Source organism: Arthrobacter sp. SLBN-112 (assembly GCF_006715225.1).
Taxonomy (GTDB): domain Bacteria; phylum Actinomycetota; class Actinomycetes; order Actinomycetales; family Micrococcaceae; genus Arthrobacter.
This window is the reverse complement of the sequence record NZ_VFMU01000001.1, coordinates 4,303,231-4,319,399: the sequence shown is the minus strand read 5'-3', so window position 1 is coordinate 4,319,399 and position 16,169 is coordinate 4,303,231. Positions and strand designations below refer to the sequence as shown.

The window sequence follows — 16,169 nt, the reverse complement described above, 5'->3', positions numbered from 1 at the left end:
CTATCGTTGATAGGTCTGTTTCCCTCACAAACCAGGATTGTGACCCCTTATGAATCTTCTGCGGACAAAATCCATCGAGCAGTCGATTGCCGACGCCGATGAGCCCGGACGAAAGCTCAAGCGTTCCCTCAGCACCTGGGACCTCATGATCATGGGCGTCGCCGTTGCTGTCGGCGCCGGTATCTTCTCGGTGGGCGCCAAGGCCGCCGCCAACTTCGCGGGCCCCGCCGTTACCGTCTCCTTCGCGATCGCCGCCGTCACCTGCGCGCTGGCCATCATGTGCTACGCCGAGTTCGCCACTGCCATCCCCGTGGCCGGCTCGGCCTACGTGTTCACCTACGCCACCATGGGTGAACTCCTTGCCTGGATCATTGGCTGGAACCTGATCCTGGAGCTGTTCACGGCAGCCGCCGTCATTGCCAAGTACTGGGGCATCTACCTCAGCAAGGTGTTTGCCCTGACGGGCCTGGACGTGCCGCCGGCCATTTCGCTGGGCGGCGTGGACCTCTACTGGGGCGCCTTCCTGATCGTGGCCATCTTCACCGTGCTGCTGGTGCTGGGCACCAAGCTGTCCGCCCGAGTGGGCAACATCTTCACCCTGATCAAGATCGGCGTGGTGCTGTTCGTGATCGTGGTGGGCTTCACCTACGTGAAGGTGGAGAACTACAGCCCGTTCGTTCCCGCCGCCGAGCCCACGGCAGGCACCGGCGCCGCGGACGTCCTGAAGCAGTCCTTCTTCGGCTTCCTGACCGGCGCCGCGCCCGCGCAGTACGGCACCATGGGCATCTTCGCCGGCGCCGCACTCGTGTTCTTCGCCTTCATCGGCTTTGACGTGGTGGCCACCTCCGCCGAGGAAGTCAAGAACCCGCAGAAGACCCTGCCCCGCGGTATCTTTGGCGGCCTGGCCCTGGTCACGCTGCTCTACATCCTGGTTTCCCTGGCCCTGACCGGCATGGTGTCCTACACCCAGCTTGCCGAGGCCAAGAGCCCCACCCTCACCACCGCCTTCGAGGCCGTGGGTGACACGTCCGCCGCCAAGGTCATCGCCTTCGGTTCCCTGGTGGGCCTGACCACCGTCATCATGGTGCTCCTCATGGGCCTGTCGCGTGTGGTGCTGGCCATGAGCCGCGACGGCCTGCTGCCCCGGTCGCTGTCCAAGACCAGCGACAAGCGCTCCACGCCGGCGCGCCTCCAGATCATCTGCGGTGCCGCGGTTGCCCTGGTGGCAGGCCTCACGAATGTGGACCTGCTCGAGGAAATGATCAACATCGGTACGCTGTCCGCGTTCGTGGTGGTCAGCCTGGGCATCCTGGTGCTCCGCAGGAAGCGCCCGGACCTGAAGCCCGCTTTCCGCGTCCCGTTCGGCAAGGTGCTGCCCATCGTTTCCGCAGTGCTGTGCTTGTACCTGATGACCAACCTGGCCGTGGAGACCTGGATCTTCTTTGCCATCTGGCTGGTCATCGGCCTGGCGATCTACTTCGCCTATGGACAGCGGCATTCGCGGCTCAACGAGCGCTTCGCCGAAGCCAGCGTGTCTGTCAACGGCGCACCCGCTGCAGCCGGGACCGAGGCAGCCAGTGAGCGTGACGACGAGGACGAGCTGAGCCGCGCCTGACGGCCCGCTACTCCCGCTGTTGAACTGCCCGCCCGGCCTCTGCCGGGCGGGCAGCCGCGTTAAGAGCAACCTGTGTTTCCGGAGGTTCTTGGTTTCAGCGGCTCTGCTTTCCGGTGATTCAGGGTGCCGCAAACCGGCCCACCCATTCAATGAGCGGACGGAGCTGCCGCCACCTGCCTGCGATTTCCTCCGCGGCTGCTTCCGTGGAAATCCACTCCGCCCGGCCCAGGTGGGACCCGCTGTACAGGGTCTTGTACTTGAGAAGCTCCGCCCGTGGATGGTCCCTGTCGAAACCGCGGGGAACGGTCTTGAGTTTCTCCCCATCAATACTGAACCCGGCCGCCGCAATAGCGTCCACGATCTCCTGCAGTGCGGCGCCGCTTCCGGAGGCATCGGCCGCGGCCCGGAACCTGGCCAGTTGGGCCGGGGTATGGGAACGGTAACCGCCTCCTACTAACAGCCCGTCCGCACCGACCTGCAGGTAGTAGCCCACGCCTTCCTGCCGGGTGGCGAACGCGCCTTGTGCCGTTTTGTAGGGTGACTTGTCCTGCGAGAACCGGACGTCACGGTAGGGGCGGAACAGCCTGGCAGGGCCAAATTCGGGCTCAAGCTGCGCGAGGAGCCCGGTGATAGGTTCCCTCACGGCTGTGTCATAGGTGTCCTTGTGCGCAAGCCACCACTCGCGGTTGTTGTTGTCCTCCAGTTCCTTATAGAACCGGAAGGCCTCCGGGGGAATGCCTGAAAATGTGTCCATGAACGGAGCCTAGGACGGGCGCGGGGAGCGGGACAGGGGTCCTGGGCCGTATGTGCAAAAAGTTCCGGGACCGAAAAGACCACCCCGCCACGGAAACCGTGACGGGGTGGTCCAGTTCAACTGGCAGGGTCAGCCGATCTTGTTGGCGGCCTCTGCGTCGGAGGTCGGTGCGGATGGAGCAGCGACGGCGCCGAGGTTGGCGCGCAGCTTGGCGCCGAGTTCGGCGTCAACGTTGGTCCAGTACTGGATGGCGCGTTCCTTGATGCCGGGGCTCTTGACGCCGCCCACGGCACCGGTGATGGTCTCCAGGAAGCGGGCCTTGGCTGCCTCGTCGTAGACCTCGCGGTACAGTGCGCCGGCCTGCACGAAGTCGCTGTCCTCGGCGTGGAGGGAGTGCGCGGCGAGGGTCAGCTCGCCGTCGTTCTCCCAGCCGCCGGCCGGGTTCTGCGGCTCAACGGCAGCCGGGCCGCCCACCGAGTTCGGGGCGTAGACAGGAACCGAGGGGGCGTTGAACAGGAAGCGCCCCTGGCCGTCCTGGCTGTAGTTGTTGACCTGGTTCTTGGGCTGGTTCACCGGGATCTGCGCGTGGTTGGTGCCCACGCGGTAGCGGTGTGCGTCCGCGTAGGAGAAGATGCGCGCCTGCAGCATCTTGTCCGGCGAGGCTGCGATGCCGGGCACGAAGTTCGACGGCGCGAAGGTGGCCTGTTCGATCTGCGCGAAGTAGTTCTCCGGGTTCTTGTTCAGCTCCATGGTGCCCACCTTGATCAGGGGGTAGTCCGCGTGCGGCCACACCTTGGTCAGGTCGAACGGGTTGAAGCGGTAGGTCTTGGCGTCCTCGTACGGCATTACCTGGACGTGCAGGTCCCAAGACGGGAAGTTGCCGGCCGCGATGTTCTCGGACAGGTCGCGGATGTAGAAGTCCGCGTCGGAGCCGGCAAGCTGTTCAGCCTGGTCCGAGCTCATGGAGTTCACGCCCTGGTTGGACTTGAAGTGGTACTTGACCCAGAAGCGCTCACCGGCTTCGTTGATCCACTGGTAGGTGTGCGAGCCGTAGCCCTGCATCTCGCGCCAGGAGGCGGGTAGGCCGCGGTCACCCATGAGCCAGGTGACCTGGTGGGCGGACTCGGGGGACAGGGTCCAGAAGTCCCACTGCATGTCGGCGTCGCGCAGGTGCGTGCCCGGCAGGCGCTTCTGCGAGTGGATGAAGTCCGGGAACTTGATGCCGTCGCGGATGAAGAAGACGGGGGTGTTGTTGCCCACGAGGTCGTAGTTGCCCTCAGTGGTGTAGAACTTCACGGCGAAGCCACGGGGATCGCGCCAGGTGTCCGGGGAGCCGTTCTCGCCGGCGACCGAGGAGAAGCGGATCAGCATTTCGGTTTCGACGCCCGGCTGCAGGAACGCGGCCTTGGTGTACTTGGAGATGTCCTCGGTGGTCTTGAACGTGCCGAATGCACCGCCGCCCTTGGCGTGCACTACGCGCTCCGGAACCCGCTCGCGGTTGAACTGGGCGAGCTTCTCAATGAGGTAGTGGTCGGTCAGGATGATGGCACCATCGGCACCAACTGACTTCGAGTGAGCGTCGGACGTAACCGGCGCACCTGACTGGGTTGTGGAAACGGCAGTCATTGTTCTCCTATTTCTCTTTTTCTTGCGAGGGACTATGGGAAGGAAGTTGCTGGGCCTGCTGGCACTCCTGGCAGATGCCCTGGTACATGACGTCCGCGATCTGGATGGTCATGGGCTTGGCGTCCGGGTTCCAGTGGGGTGTGAGGCAGGGGGCGTGGCCGACGGCGCAGTCCACGTCCTCAACGCGGCCGCAGCTGATGCAGATGGCGTGGTGGTGGTTATCGCCCACACGCGTTTCATACAAAGCGGGGGAGTGCGGCGGCTCGAAGCGGCGCAGCATGTGCAGGTCCGTCAGGTCGCCGAGGACAACGTAGACGGACTGGGCCGTCAGCTCGGGCAATTCGGCCCGGGCGGCGGCAAGGATGCTTTCGGCAGGGGAATGCGGGTGGCGTTCGACGGCGGCCAGTACAGCCAGCCGCTGCTTGGTCACCCTGCGTCCGTGGGCGCGCAGGGCTGCAGCCCATGCGTCCTGGCCGTCAAAGTGCTCCGTCATGGCTCCATTGAAACACTTATTTTGAGCAACTCACAATAAGGCGCGGTTAACCTCATCGTGTCGCCCATTACTGTTACGGAGTGGGGAAATTACTTGCCGATGTCACGCCGCTCAGGGAAAGCCCCGCATTCCGCCGGCTGTGGCTGGGATCGGCAGTGTCGGCCGTCGGCAGCCAACTCACCCTGGTGGCCGTAAGCCTCGAGGTCTACCGCCTGACGCAGGACAGCTTCTATGTGGGCCTGCTGGGCATCTTTGCGCTGGTTCCCCTGGTTTTCGGTGGACTGATGGGCGGCTCCATCGCCGACGCCCACGACCGCAGGCGCATTGCCCTGCTGGCCACCACCGTGCTGTGGCTGACCACCGGCCTGATCGCGCTGCAGGCCTGGGTGCAGCTCGGAAACGTGTGGGTGCTGTACCTGCTGGTGGCGCTGCAAAGCGGGGCCCAGGCCATCAACCAGCCGGCCCGCAGCGCCATCATTCCCATGCTCATCCGCAAGGAACTGCTGCCGGCGGCCAACGCGCTGAGCATGCTGTCATTCGGCCTTGCCATGACAGCCGGACCGCTGCTGGCCGGGCTCCTGGTTGCCTGGCTGGGGTTCGGCTGGACCTACACCATCGACTTCGTGAGCTTTGCCTTCGTCCTGTGGGCTGTGTACCGGCTTCCACCCATGGCACCATCCGGGGGCAACAGCAAAGCCGGGATCCGTTCCGTCCTCGAGGGGTTTCGATTCCTTGGCACGCGGCCCAACCTCCGCATGACCTTCATCATCGACCTCGTGGCCATGATCCTGGCCCAGCCGCGGGCGTTGCTGCCCGCCGTCGCGGCCCTCATGGTCGGCGGCGGCGAGGCAACCGTCGGCATCCTGCTGGCCTGCACCGCCGTCGGCGCTTTCCTTGCCGGCCTCTTCTCCGGGCCGCTGGGCAGCGTCCGCCGCCAGGGCACCGCCGTCATCATTTCCGTGATGGGCTGGGGTGCCTCCATCGGGGCGTTCGGCCTGGTGGTGCTGCTGGCCGGCCCCGCGCCGGGCGGCGCAGTGACCCTGTGGCTCCTGCCCGCCGCCATCTGCTGCGGCCTGGCCGGCATCGCCGACTCCATCAGCAGCGTCTTCCGCAACACCATCCTGCAGGCGGCGGCCCCGGACCACCTGCGCGGCCGGCTGCAGGGCGTGTTCATCGTGGTGGTGGCAGGCGGTCCTCGAATCGGGGACCTGCTGGCGGGCGGCGCGACTAAGATTCTGAATGAGGGCTGGGTCCTGCTCCTCGGCGGTGCGCTGTGCATCGCTGGGGCGTGGCTGGCGGCGAAACTGCAGCGGGGTTTCCGGAAGTACGATGCGCGGAACCCGGTTCCCTAGCAAGCCGTTCCCTTACTGAGGAGGAAACGTGCACAAACATCACAACGGCCTGAAAACAGCGGCACTGTTCGGGGTGCTGTGGGCGGTGCTGCTGGGCCTTGGCGGGCTCATCGGAGTGGGGACGCGCAGCTCGGCGCCCATCTGGATCATGGCCCTGATCGGCGTCGGCACCACGTTCTACGGCTACTGGAACAGCGACAAGATTGCCATCCGGTCCATGCAGGCCGTCCCGGTGTCCGAAGCCCAGGCGCCGCAGCTCTACCAGATTGTCCGGGAGCTTTCGATGCGCGCCAACCAGCCCATGCCGCGCATCTATGTTTCGCCCACCATGAACCCCAACGCGTTCGCCACCGGCCGCAATCCGCAAAATGCAGCGGTCTGCTGTACCGAGGGCATCCTGCAGCTTTTGGATCCGCGCGAACTCCGCGGCGTCCTGGGGCACGAGCTCATGCACGTCTACAACCGGGACATCCTCACTTCATCCGTGGCAGCCGCCGTCGCCGGCGTCATTACCTCGGTGGGGCAGATGCTGCTGTTCTTCGGCGGCGGTGACCGGCGTAACGCCAACCCCCTGGCCATGATCGCCATGGCCCTGCTGGCGCCCTTTGCGGCGTCGCTGATCCAGCTGGCCATCTCCCGCACCAGGGAGTACGACGCCGACGAGGACGGTTCGCAGCTCACCGGCGATCCGCTGGCGCTCGCCTCAGCCCTGGCCAAGATCGAGCGCGGCGTCAGCATTGTCCCGCTCCCGCACGACCAGCGGCTGGTCAACGCCTCACACCTGATGATCGCCAACCCGTTCCGCGGCGGTGCCATGAACAAGCTGTTCGCCACCCACCCGCCCATGCGGGACCGGATCGCCCGCCTGGAGCGGATGGCGGGCCGGCAGCCCTAGCCGGTTGCCCGCCGTCGGACCTGTATGCCGACGCCCTGCCTTCAGCAGCGACGCGCGCCTTCGCCGGGGACGCGCACCTTCATTTTCGCTGCGCAGATTCCTCGGCGCCCCTGGTATTTCGGGTGCGCCAAGGAACCTGCGCAGCGGTTAGCCTTTGGCGCGTCGGGAACGACGGCGGGGCGGGGCCGGCGTGGGCGGTCCCGCTACGCGAAGAGTCTTTCGCCGATGTAGCCGCCCGGCTTCATCCCGCCGGGGACAGCGAAGAGCCCGGAACCGGTGTGCTTGAGGTACTCGACGGCCAGTGTGTCGCCTTTCGCCATGGCCAGCTGCATGGGGACGTAATGCGTCCGCGGATCGGTGACGAAAGCGATGAAGAACAGCCCGGCGTCGAGATGGCCAACGCCGTCGGAACCGTCCGTGTAGTTGTAGCCCCGGCGCAGCATCTGCGCACCGTTGTTGTGGCTGGGGTGGGCCATCCGGACATGCGAGTCCAGCGGAATGAGGGGTTTGCCGCCCTTGCCCTGCCGGTCGAAGTCGGGGTTTGTGAACTCCTCGCCGCCGGACAGCGGGGCTCCCGTGCCCTTGGTCCTGCCGACCAGGGCCTCCTGCTCGCCCAGTGAGGTGCGGTCCCAGATTTCGATGTGCATCCGGATTCGGCGGGCCACCAGGTAGCTGCCGCCGGCCATCCAGGCGTCCTGGGGCCGCGTGGCCCGGGCCCACACGTGCTGGTCCAGTAGCTGCTCATCCTCGACCTTGAGGTTGTTGGTGCCGTCCTTGAACCCGAAAAGGTTCCGTGGTGTCTGCTGGGCGCGGGACGTGGATGATGTCCGGCCGAATCCCAGCTGGGACCAGCGGACCCGGACCTTCCCGAATCCGATTCTGGCCAGGTTCCGGATGGCGTGCACCGCCACCTGCGGATCATCCGAGCACGCCTGGACCACCAGGTCACCGCCGCTGCGCCGGGGGTCCAGGTCATCGCCGGGAAAATGCGGCAGGTCGATCAGGGCCTCGGGCCGGCGGCCGTCCAGGCCGAAACGGGCCCCACCGTCCTTTTCGAACAGGCCCGCCCCGAATCCGAAGGTCAGGGTCAGCTTTCCGGCATTCAGGTCCAGCGCTTCGCCCGTGTCCTCGGGCGGGGCGCCGTACGGTCCGTCCACGGCACCTGTTGCCCCGGCCGGACGGCCCTGCGTCAGGGCCTCCGCAGCCTCGGTCCAGTCCTTGAGCAGCTGGATCAGTTCATCCCGCTTGGTGGTGGTGACGTCGAACGCGGCCATGTGCAGCCGGTCCTGAGCGGCGGTGGTGATGCCCGCCTGGTGGTCGCCGTGGAAGGGGACCACCAGGCTGTCTGCAGCCGGCGGCGCGGCGGAGGCGGCTACGGCGTCGTGGCCGAGGAAGCCGGCGGCCAGACCGGCGGCTGCACCGCCCAGCCCGGCGATGCCAAACAGGCCGCGCCTGCTCAGGCGGCTTACCGCCGTCGGCTGTTCCCTGTCCCTGCCGTCAAGCGGCGGGTCAGCGGAAACGGCGGATCCGTCCGGCCCGGAGGCCTCCGGCGGCCGGCCGCCAAACGGGCACCCGGTCACAGGACCACGGCCGCCGTCAGCCGGGACAGCGGTTCCCCGAGCGCGTCCACCAGTGACGCGAGCCGCTGGACCTGTTCGGGGGCCAGCTTGTCGTAGGAGGCGAAACCGGAGCCCTCGGCGTGGGTGGCAAGTTCGGCCTGCAGGGCGGCGAACTTCTCGTCCAGGGAGGCGGCCAGGGCAGCGTCCTTCTGCTGGAGGGCGGGCTTGAGGTTCTCAAAGGCGATGCGGGCGCCGTCCACGTTCGCCTGGAAGTCCCAGAGGTCGGTGTGCGACCAGATTTCCTCTTCCCCGGTCACCTTTCCGGTGGCCACCTCGTCCAGCAGTTCCTTGGCGCCGTTGCCCAGCGCGTCCGCGGTGAACTCCAGGGTCTTGGTGCGTTCCACCAGGTCCTTGGTGTCGGCCACCATGCGGTCGGCGATGGCGGACCGTTCGGCCGCAGTCATTGCGGTGTACTCCGCCGGCGGGAAGAGGTCCTTTTCGGCGCGGTGCCAGCCGGTCCACTCCTGGCCCGGTTCAAGGTCGGCCTCGCGGGCGTCGAGCTGGGGGTCGAGGTCCCCGAAGGACTCTGCCACGGGTTCAATCCGTTCCCAGTGCTGGCGCGTCGCGGCATACAGGTCACGGGCCTGCGCAGTGTTGCCTGCTGCGAAAGCCGCGGCAAACTGTTCCGTGCCGCTGAGCAGCTGCTCGCTTTGGTCCTTCACATAGGACGAGTACTGGGCCGTGGCAGTGTCCAGGAGGTGCTGGAAGTCCGCATCTGCCGTGGGCTGGTTTCCGGACTGGGTGACCTCCAGGGCGCCCCTGATGCCGTCGCCCTCCATGCCGGGCTTGCACGCCGTGGTGTAGGTGCCGGCCGGGGCGGTGACCACCAGGTTGCGGGTCAGGCCCGGGCCGATGTTCTCCACCTCGCCCAGGATGCGCAGGCCGTCAGACGCCAGGAGGTAGAACTCCGTGACTTCGGTGCCTTCATTCTTTACCGAGAAGTTGAGGTTGCCGCTGGGCACGCGGCCGGTGGACACCTTGCACTCGGTGTTGGAGCTGACAACCTCGATGGCGCCGCCCGAGGTATCTGCCGCCTTGGTGTTGTCCGTGCAGCCGGTTAGGAGCAGCGGGACGGCCACGACTGCGGCAGCGAGGCCTGCGGGCCTGTTTCGCCAAGCGTGGCGGGGTTTTTGGGGCAGGGAAAAGCCGGGCATGGGGAAGTCCTTTGAGTGCGGGGGCGGGGATGAGGGGGTCAGACGGCCGCTGCGGCCTTGACGGCAGCTTTGGCGCCGGGAGCGGCGGGGCCGGCTGGGGCTTTGCGGTTGGTGCGCAGGTAGAGGAACAGCACGGGCGCCACGTACAGGAGCCACGCGGCAGCTTCCAGCCAGGTGGTGGCCGGGGAGAAATTCAGGGTGCCCTTGAGCAGGGTGCCGCACCAGGACGACGGCGGGACCGCGCCGCTGATATCGAACGCCAGGGAGTGCAGCCCCGGAAGGAGACGGGCCTCCTGGAGGTCGTGGATGCCGTAGGACAGGACGCCGCCGGCGATGACGATCAGGGCCGCGCCCGTCCAGGTGAAGAAGCGGGAGAGGTTGACCTTGAGGACGCCCCGGTGCAGCAGGTAGCCCAGGCCGGCGGCAACTGCCAGGCCCAGCAGGGCGCCGATCAGCGGCTGGGTGGATTCGCCGGTGGCCTTGGCCGCGGCCCAGAGGAAGAGCGCTGTTTCCAGTCCTTCACGTCCCACGGCAATGGCGGCCACCACGGCCAGGCCCCAGCCCGCTCCGCCCGCTGACCGGTCAACACGTGATTTCAGGTCGCTTCCCAGCGTCCGGGCGGTGCGTGCCATCCAGAAGACCATCCACGTCACCAGGCCGACAGCGACGATGGACAGACCGCCGCCGATCGCCTCCTGCGCCTCAAACGTAAGCCCCTTGGGGCCGAAGGTCAGGAGGGCACCAAAACCAACGGAGACCACCACGGCCGCCGCAACGCCTGCCCACAGCCGGGGGAGGAGGTGGCGGCGGTCCGTCTTGGCCAGGTAGGCCATGAGGAGGACTACCACCAGGGTGGCTTCGAGTCCTTCGCGCAGGCCGATCAGGAGGTTGGCAGTCATGGATGTTCTTTCGCTCAGGCGGTCCTTACTTAGGCGGACCTAAGGAAGAGGTTACCCGGCGCGGGCTATTACGCAAACTAAACGTGCGGTAATTGTGTCGAGGTTACTTCAGCAGGCTCCCGATGGTGGACGTGCAGAAGCTGTGAGACGCAAAAGGCCGGCGCGCCCGGTGTCGGGTGCGCCGGCCCTGAGGCGGGTTCGCATTTTCCGCCGGCAATAGCGGCGGTGGAAGGCTAGCTGCGGAAGTTCACGAACTGCAGGTCGGCCTCGTCGAAGTCCTTCAGCAGCGCCATCACAGCCTGAAGGTCATCACGGGACTTGGAGGAAACCCGCAGTTCATCACCCTGGATTTGGGACTTCACGGACTTGGGGCCCTCGTCGCGGATGAGCTTGTTGATCTTCTTCGCCAGGTCCTGGGCGATGCCTTCCTTAATCGATGCCTCCAGGCGGAACTCCTTGCCCGAGGCGTAGGGCTCGCCGGCGTCCAGGGACTTCAGCGAGATGCCGCGGCGGATCAGCTTGGACTGCAGCACGTCCAGGACCGCCAGGACGCGCTCCTCGGAGTTGGCCTTCATGAGGATCTTCTCGCCGCTGAAGTCCACCTCGGCGCCGACGCCCTTGAAGTCGTAGCGCTGGGCGAGTTCCTTCTGGGCCTGGTTGAGGGCGTTGGCCACTTCCTGCTTGTCCACTTTGCTTACGACGTCGAACGTTGACTCGCCTGCCATGACTCTCCTTTGTTGATGGGAGCCCTGTGCGGGGACAGGGCGTGGATCACTGCCATCCAGCCTAATACGGATGCCCCGGCCGGTGGGGGCCGCGCATTCACAGTTCCCTCTCAGCGGACGCATCGGCGGAACGAAGGAGCACCGGCGAGAGTTGGACCAGTTGTACCGCAGTCTGAAGGGAACACCATGCACCGCAAAGCCGCCCGTTACGTTACCCGGACCACCACGGCAGCCGCCGGGGCGGTGGCCACGGCGGCAACCTCGGTGGCGGCAGCAGCAGTGGCTGCTTCCATCGTCTTCAGCCCGGTGGCGGACGCTTCCTCCCGCATGGACGGAGTGCGGGCTGACCTGCAGCGGGCGGTGCAACTTAACCAGATCACCGAGGAGCAGGCCCTGAGCTTCGAGGCCAAGCTGGCCGGACGCATCCTGGGCGAGGCGTAAACCGCCGTTTTTCCGCGCCGTTCCGCGTCTTTTGCGGCAGCCCGTGGCCCGATTCGATTCTTCGGCGGAAGTTCTGTAAAGTTGTCTTGCCCGCGGTTACTGAAGCGGAACGGACCGGAAACGGACCCTTTCGAACACTGCATCAGCGGGTACTTCTTTTGAAGTTCGGCAGATTACCCGAGCGGCCAAAGGGGGCTGACTGTAAATCAGCTGGCAACGCCTACGGGGGTTCGAATCCCTCATCTGCCACCCAAGGAAAGCCTCCGGAACCACCAGGTTCCGGAGGCTTTTTCGTGTCTCCAGGCAGGGCCCGCAATGGGGGTATAGGACAAGACGTGTGTAAATCTCGGGCCCGTCGTGTGCGTCGTGTCCAACCTTTGCGGGTCCAGAGGCCTTCGTCGGCGTTGAGGCCGGTGCTGTAGAGCTCAGGGCGTGGGTCCGGGTCGGGAGGGGCTTCGGGTGCGGTCTTGGCTGAGCAGTAATCTCTGCCCAGGAAAGCCCACGCGGCCTTTTTCTCGGTGTCAGCACCACGGGGGTGCGGCGCCGGAAAGGACCGTGCGGTACCGAAAGAGACCGCCGTCGACAGTCTTGAGGTGGCCAGCAAGCTGAAAAGAGAGCGATCTGCATGTGACCAAATGCCCTGTGGGAGAGACCGGACACAAAGGATACTGGACGCAGACAGGGAATCCGGGCTGAAGGGAATTTGGTCATGATGTACGGATGGGATGGAAGCTGGGGGATCGCCGGCTGGATCGCAATGGGGTTGATGATGTTGCTGTTCTGGGGAGGCTTAATCACCTTGGTGGTCTTCCTGCTGCGCGGCAGTCACCCGGGGGGAAGAGGTTTCTCCGGGCCGCCGCACGATGATTCCGAGCGTATCCTCAATGAGCGCTTTGCCCGGGGCGAGATTGACGAAACGGAGTTCAACGCGCGCCGCACCGCACTACGGCACCGACCGTGAACAAGCTTTCCCGCAGGGCCCAGATCCTCCTCGGAATCATCGCGACCATCGCCCTTACGGGCGTCTCTTTGGTCGTCGTGGCACTCGTGGGCGGCGGCATGACTCTTCGGGGCTTCGGGTTTCCGGTTGCCGCCCGATGCACGACCCCGGCCCTGCCGGGCAGCCTTATCGATGTCACCGCTACCGACATGGGTGGCCCGATGATGAGTGGCTCCCGGAGGATGGGAGGTATGCGCCTTACCGCAGACCGGGCCACCGTTGAGCACGGTGAGGTTTCTTTCCTGGTCACCAACGCCGGACGTCTGGCCCATGAAATGGTCATCCTTCCGATAACGGGCACACAGCTCGCCGGCACACGCGTCACCGGCGGTGACGGGAAGATCGATGAAGCGGGCAGCCTTGGTGAAGCCGCCGCCACCTGCACCGAAGGTGAAGGCCTGGGAATCCTCCCCGGCTCTGCCGGGTGGGTGACGGTAACCCTTCCCCCAGGCCGCTATGAACTCGTCTGCAACCTTCCCGGGCACTATGCCGCAGGGATGTACACGCAGCTCACGGTCAGCTAGACCACTTAGCAATACCTGCTCAAAGCCAGCCCCGGCCAGTCCTTACGCGACCGGAGCAGCTTCAGCACTCAAAGCTCGGCCTCTTTCATCGTGCTCTCCAGATCGAGAGTTTGCCCCTGTCGGTAGGCGCGGTCGAAGGCTCTGCCGCCAAGAGAGCGACGTGCCGCCGCGGTGACCCTTTCGACGTCGGCGCGTTCGGGTTGAACGAGCGGCGTACCGCTTCGAGACCTGATGGCGGCTGCTGAGCCGAGCAGCCGTGCTGCCCGCTCCGCCTGGCCGCTTGCGGCGGCGACCGAAGCCAAGCCGTCGATACACAGCACAACACTCAGGGCCTCCCCGTGTTCCCGGGCCAGCGCCAGCGCCTCGCGATGACAGCGTTCGGCTTCGGCCAGGTCGCCGAGCATCTCGTAGCAGTAGCCCAGGTTCGACAGCGACAGCGCCTGGACAGGGCCGGGGAGGGCCCGTACACGGATGCCGGTGCGATGCCCCAGCTCGCGGTAGACCGTTAAGGCCTGTCGGTGGTATCGCGCCGCCAGCGCAGGATCGCCCCGTCGCCGTGCGAGGAGGCCCATCCCCTCGTAGACGTGTGCGGCGCCCACCCGATCGCCGATCCGGTTCGCCAGATCCAGGCTCTCCCCATGGAGCTTCGCGGCCCGGTCGAACTCGCCGAGGAGCGTGAAGAGGTCCCCCAATCGCAGCAGCTCCTCCTGCTCGACGTACCGGATGCCGTGCGTCCTGGCGAGGGCCAGCGATTCCTCGCACATTTCGAGGGCCGCGCGATAGTCGCCGCGGCGCCGCGCCGTCTCCGCTAAGTCTCCGAGCATGCCCGCCACTCCCCAAATGTCTCCGAGCTCGCGGAACCGATTGAGGGCCATGGTGCCTGCGCTGGAGGCCAGCTCCAGGTTGCCGATGTGGAGCCCCAGTTCCGTCCGCAACTGCCAGACGGTGGCTTCGCCCACTCGGTCGTCCACAGCACGGAAAGCGGACTCTGCCTCGACGAGCAACCGCTCCTGTGACCGCTCATCCTGCTCGTTCGGGTCGAGCACGATGAGCAGCTTCGCTGCCGCGGCTCCAGGGGAGTCCCGGATCTCCTCAAAGATCGACAGTGCCTCCCTGGCCGCCCGCGCCGACTCATCGCCCTGATGCCATGCCAAGACCAGGCCGTACGCGATCAGCGCCCGGGCCCGATGCCGGATACGGGAGGTCGGAGCGACATCCAGAACTTGGCGCAGCCGCCGGCGCCCCTCGTCCTGGTTCCCTAGGAACCAGTACCATCCGAGACAGCCGCACAACCCCAGCGCGCTGTCCGGGTCTTCGTCCTCGAGGGCCCAGTCGAGGGCCTGTCGAAGGTTGTGGCGCTCCTGTTCGATGTGCATCCCCTTCCACTGGTCCGGTGGGTGCGTCAAAGGAACCGCGTCCGCCTTCGCGAGGAAGTACGCCAAGTGTCGCCGCCGCAGATCGGCTTCCTCCCCGCTGGCAGCCAGTTGCTCCTCGGCGTATTCACGAATGGTTTCCAGCATGGTGAAACGTGGTTCTGCACTCGCCTCCGGCTGCACCTGCACGAGGCTCTTGTCCAGTAGGAGGGCCAGCCGCTCCAGCACGGCGGTATCGTCGGCCGGCCCGGCAGGGCCCATGTCGGCGTCGGCACAGACAATCTGTGCTGCATCCAAGGTGAAACCGCCGGCAAAGACAGCCAGCCGCCGGAAGAACCTCTGCTCGGCCGAGCCCAGCAGGTCGTAGCTCCAAGCGATCGTGTTGCGCATGGTCTGGTGGCGCTCGGGCAGGTCCCGCGCCCCTCGGGCAGGCAGCGGAAGGTGTTGCTCCAGGCGCGTCAGCAGCGCATCCGGGGTGAGTACTGACAGCACAGCCGCCGTCAGCTCAAGGGCCAGTGGGAGACCGTCCAGCCGGTGACAGATTTCGTCCACCGCATCGGCGTTCTGAGCCGTGAGCGCGAAAGCGGGCCTGGCCTCGCGGGCACGCTCCACAAACAGCGCCACCGCAGGGACCTGGCCAAGCCAGCGGAGATCGGGTAAATGGGTCGGGTCGGGCAGCGCGAGCGGAAGCATGGGCTCCACGTGCTCGCCACGCACGCGCAGCGGTTCGCGGCTCGTCGCGAGAATGGTCAGACCGGGTGACACCGCCAGGACTTGGGCGACTTCCCTGGCGGCGGCCAGCACATGCTCGAAGTTGTCGATCACCAGCAGCAGGCGCAGGTGCTGTAGGTATTGCACGAGGCTTTCGACCGCAGATTGGCCCGGTTCCGGGGACAGGTGGAAGGCCTGGGCTATCGTCGGCATGACCAGATGGGCATCTCTAAGCCCGCTCAATGGCACGAACGCGACTCCGTCGCTGAACTCCGCGCCGACATCGCCCGCGACGTGTTCTGCTACCCGGGTCTTGCCGACGCCGCCCGGCCCCGTGACCGTCAGCAGACCCACGTCCTCGCGGAGCAGCAACTCCTTGATCCTCGAGCGCTCCTGCTCGCGGTCGACAAGCGGTCCGCGGGGGACCGGTACCGGCGGAGACGTCTTGGGGTGTGGCGTCCCTTGGGCCTGGGTGAACCGTTCGGTCAGCAGCACCGCCAGGTCGTTGGCCAGCAACTCACGCAGTTCGCCGGGGGTGTTGAACTCCTTGTAAGACGCGACATCCTCGGCACGGATGCGATCGAGCAGCGCGTCCAGGCCGGGATCACGATCCGGGGCGGGGCTCTTGATGTAGATCAGGCGGTGCTTTCCGCCCGAGAGCCGGTACTCATCTTCGAGGCCGGAGATCTCCATGGAGGGTGCCACCCAGCCATAGCGCTGCCAGTAGAGTCCAACGAAGACATCGCTTTGCGCCAGGTAGGCCCGGTACAGCTCGCGCGGCGGGTAAGGACGCGCCCCCGCTTCAAAGAACACGGGCGTCAGATGCAAGTCAGCGATCGCTTCCCGTGCCGCCTTCCGCTCGGGTGCCAGCTCCTCCAGTGTCGAACTGATGAAGACGCGCACCCGCTGGTCGGGGGTGCGGATCGTAGGATGCTCATCGGGCCCTAAGGTCGAGCTAGCCATCGGCTGCTTCGTGCCTCCTTAAGCG

The 16,169-nt window shown here is 66.1% G+C and carries 14 protein-coding genes and 1 tRNA gene; 7 read left to right on the top strand and 8 right to left on the bottom strand.

Features of this window, described 5'->3' with window-relative positions:
- Positions 1–49 precede the first annotated feature (49 nt).
- Positions 50–1,615 (top strand): amino acid permease, encoded by a 1,566-nt coding sequence (locus FBY33_RS19900; RefSeq protein WP_142032184.1) that lies wholly within the window; start codon positions 50–52, stop codon positions 1,613–1,615.
- 118 nt (positions 1,616–1,733) lie between these two features.
- Here FBY33_RS19900 and FBY33_RS19895 read toward each other — a convergent pair whose 3' ends face one another.
- The 3 genes from FBY33_RS19895 to FBY33_RS19885 all read right to left on the bottom strand — a co-directional run bounded on the left by FBY33_RS19895 (position 1,734) and on the right by FBY33_RS19885 (position 4,488).
- On the bottom strand, positions 1,734–2,369 hold the full coding sequence (locus tag FBY33_RS19895) for a DUF2461 domain-containing protein (RefSeq protein ID WP_142032182.1): 636 nt from the start codon (positions 2,367–2,369) through the stop codon (positions 1,734–1,736).
- A gap of 129 nt (positions 2,370–2,498) precedes the next feature.
- On the bottom strand, positions 2,499–3,995 hold the full coding sequence (locus FBY33_RS19890; protein ID WP_142032180.1) for a catalase: 1,497 nt from the start codon (positions 3,993–3,995) through the stop codon (positions 2,499–2,501).
- Positions 3,996–4,002: 7 nt separating this feature from the next.
- On the bottom strand, positions 4,003–4,488 hold the full coding sequence (locus FBY33_RS19885; RefSeq protein ID WP_142032178.1) for a Fur family transcriptional regulator: 486 nt from the start codon (positions 4,486–4,488) through the stop codon (positions 4,003–4,005).
- An 80-nt stretch (positions 4,489–4,568) separates the two neighbouring features.
- Here FBY33_RS19885 and FBY33_RS19880 point away from each other — a divergent pair, with 80 nt between their 5' ends.
- Positions 4,569–5,840 (top strand): MFS transporter, encoded by a 1,272-nt coding sequence (locus tag FBY33_RS19880; protein WP_142032176.1) that lies wholly within the window; start codon positions 4,569–4,571, stop codon positions 5,838–5,840.
- 28 nt (positions 5,841–5,868) lie between these two features.
- Positions 5,869–6,735 carry a zinc metalloprotease HtpX gene (gene htpX, locus FBY33_RS19875; protein WP_142032175.1) on the top strand — a complete coding sequence of 289 codons (867 nt, stop codon included), beginning with the start codon at positions 5,869–5,871 and terminating at the stop codon, positions 6,733–6,735.
- A 203-nt stretch (positions 6,736–6,938) separates the two neighbouring features.
- On the opposite strand, the gene efeB is transcribed toward htpX, so the two are convergent.
- From efeB to FBY33_RS19855, 4 genes are all read right to left on the bottom strand, one after another.
- A complete protein-coding gene (gene efeB / locus FBY33_RS19870) occupies positions 6,939–8,315 on the bottom strand; it encodes an iron uptake transporter deferrochelatase/peroxidase subunit (RefSeq protein ID WP_142032173.1) in 1,377 nt (458 codons plus the stop codon).
- Positions 8,312–9,508: an iron uptake system protein EfeO gene (gene efeO, locus FBY33_RS19865; RefSeq protein WP_142032171.1), complete on the bottom strand. Its 1,197-nt coding sequence runs from the start codon at positions 9,506–9,508 to the stop codon at positions 8,312–8,314. The genes efeB and efeO overlap by 4 nt, the downstream gene beginning before the upstream one ends.
- A gap of 38 nt (positions 9,509–9,546) precedes the next feature.
- Positions 9,547–10,407: an iron uptake transporter permease EfeU gene (efeU, locus tag FBY33_RS19860; RefSeq protein ID WP_142032169.1), complete on the bottom strand. Its 861-nt coding sequence runs from the start codon at positions 10,405–10,407 to the stop codon at positions 9,547–9,549.
- 233 nt (positions 10,408–10,640) lie between these two features.
- Entirely contained in the window at positions 10,641–11,132 is a 492-nt protein-coding gene (locus tag FBY33_RS19855) for a YajQ family cyclic di-GMP-binding protein (RefSeq protein WP_142032167.1), read from the bottom strand.
- A 186-nt stretch (positions 11,133–11,318) separates the two neighbouring features.
- Here FBY33_RS19855 and FBY33_RS19850 point away from each other — a divergent pair, with 186 nt between their 5' ends.
- From FBY33_RS19850 to FBY33_RS19835, 4 genes are all read left to right on the top strand, one after another.
- Positions 11,319–11,573: a hypothetical protein gene (locus tag FBY33_RS19850; protein ID WP_142032165.1), complete on the top strand. Its 255-nt coding sequence runs from the start codon at positions 11,319–11,321 to the stop codon at positions 11,571–11,573.
- 167 nt (positions 11,574–11,740) lie between these two features.
- Positions 11,741–11,822, top strand: a tRNA-Tyr gene (locus FBY33_RS19845).
- 460 nt (positions 11,823–12,282) lie between these two features.
- The gene (locus FBY33_RS19840; RefSeq protein WP_142032163.1) at positions 12,283–12,534 is read left to right on the top strand and encodes an SHOCT domain-containing protein; all 252 of its coding nucleotides are present in this window, start codon (positions 12,283–12,285) and stop codon (positions 12,532–12,534) included.
- Positions 12,531–13,097 (top strand): sulfocyanin-like copper-binding protein, encoded by a 567-nt coding sequence (locus FBY33_RS19835; RefSeq protein ID WP_142032161.1) that lies wholly within the window; start codon positions 12,531–12,533, stop codon positions 13,095–13,097. Before FBY33_RS19840 ends, FBY33_RS19835 begins: the two co-directional genes overlap by 4 nt.
- 68 nt (positions 13,098–13,165) lie before the next feature.
- Here FBY33_RS19835 and FBY33_RS19830 read toward each other — a convergent pair whose 3' ends face one another.
- Positions 13,166–16,144 (bottom strand): ATP-binding protein, encoded by a 2,979-nt coding sequence (locus tag FBY33_RS19830; RefSeq protein ID WP_142032159.1) that lies wholly within the window; start codon positions 16,142–16,144, stop codon positions 13,166–13,168.
- Between the last annotated feature and the right edge of the window lie 25 nt (positions 16,145–16,169).

Excerpts from the sequence above, each read along its gene's own strand:
- FBY33_RS19900 (WP_142032184.1), top strand. The coding sequence starts at position 50 with ATGAATCTTCTGCGGACAAAATCCATCGAGCAGTCGATTGCCGACGCC.
- FBY33_RS19895 (WP_142032182.1), bottom strand. The coding sequence starts at position 2,369 with ATGGACACATTTTCAGGCATTCCCCCGGAGGCCTTCCGGTTCTATAAG.
- FBY33_RS19890 (WP_142032180.1), bottom strand. The coding sequence starts at position 3,995 with ATGACTGCCGTTTCCACAACCCAGTCAGGTGCGCCGGTTACGTCCGAC.
- FBY33_RS19885 (WP_142032178.1), bottom strand. The coding sequence starts at position 4,488 with ATGACGGAGCACTTTGACGGCCAGGACGCATGGGCTGCAGCCCTGCGC.
- efeO (WP_142032171.1), bottom strand. The coding sequence starts at position 9,508 with ATGCCCGGCTTTTCCCTGCCCCAAAAACCCCGCCACGCTTGGCGAAAC.
- efeU (WP_142032169.1), bottom strand. The coding sequence starts at position 10,407 with ATGACTGCCAACCTCCTGATCGGCCTGCGCGAAGGACTCGAAGCCACC.
- FBY33_RS19855 (WP_142032167.1), bottom strand. The coding sequence starts at position 11,132 with ATGGCAGGCGAGTCAACGTTCGACGTCGTAAGCAAAGTGGACAAGCAG.
- FBY33_RS19850 (WP_142032165.1), top strand. The coding sequence starts at position 11,319 with ATGCACCGCAAAGCCGCCCGTTACGTTACCCGGACCACCACGGCAGCC.
- FBY33_RS19840 (WP_142032163.1), top strand. The coding sequence starts at position 12,283 with ATGATGTACGGATGGGATGGAAGCTGGGGGATCGCCGGCTGGATCGCA.
- FBY33_RS19830 (WP_142032159.1), bottom strand. The coding sequence starts at position 16,144 with ATGGCTAGCTCGACCTTAGGGCCCGATGAGCATCCTACGATCCGCACC.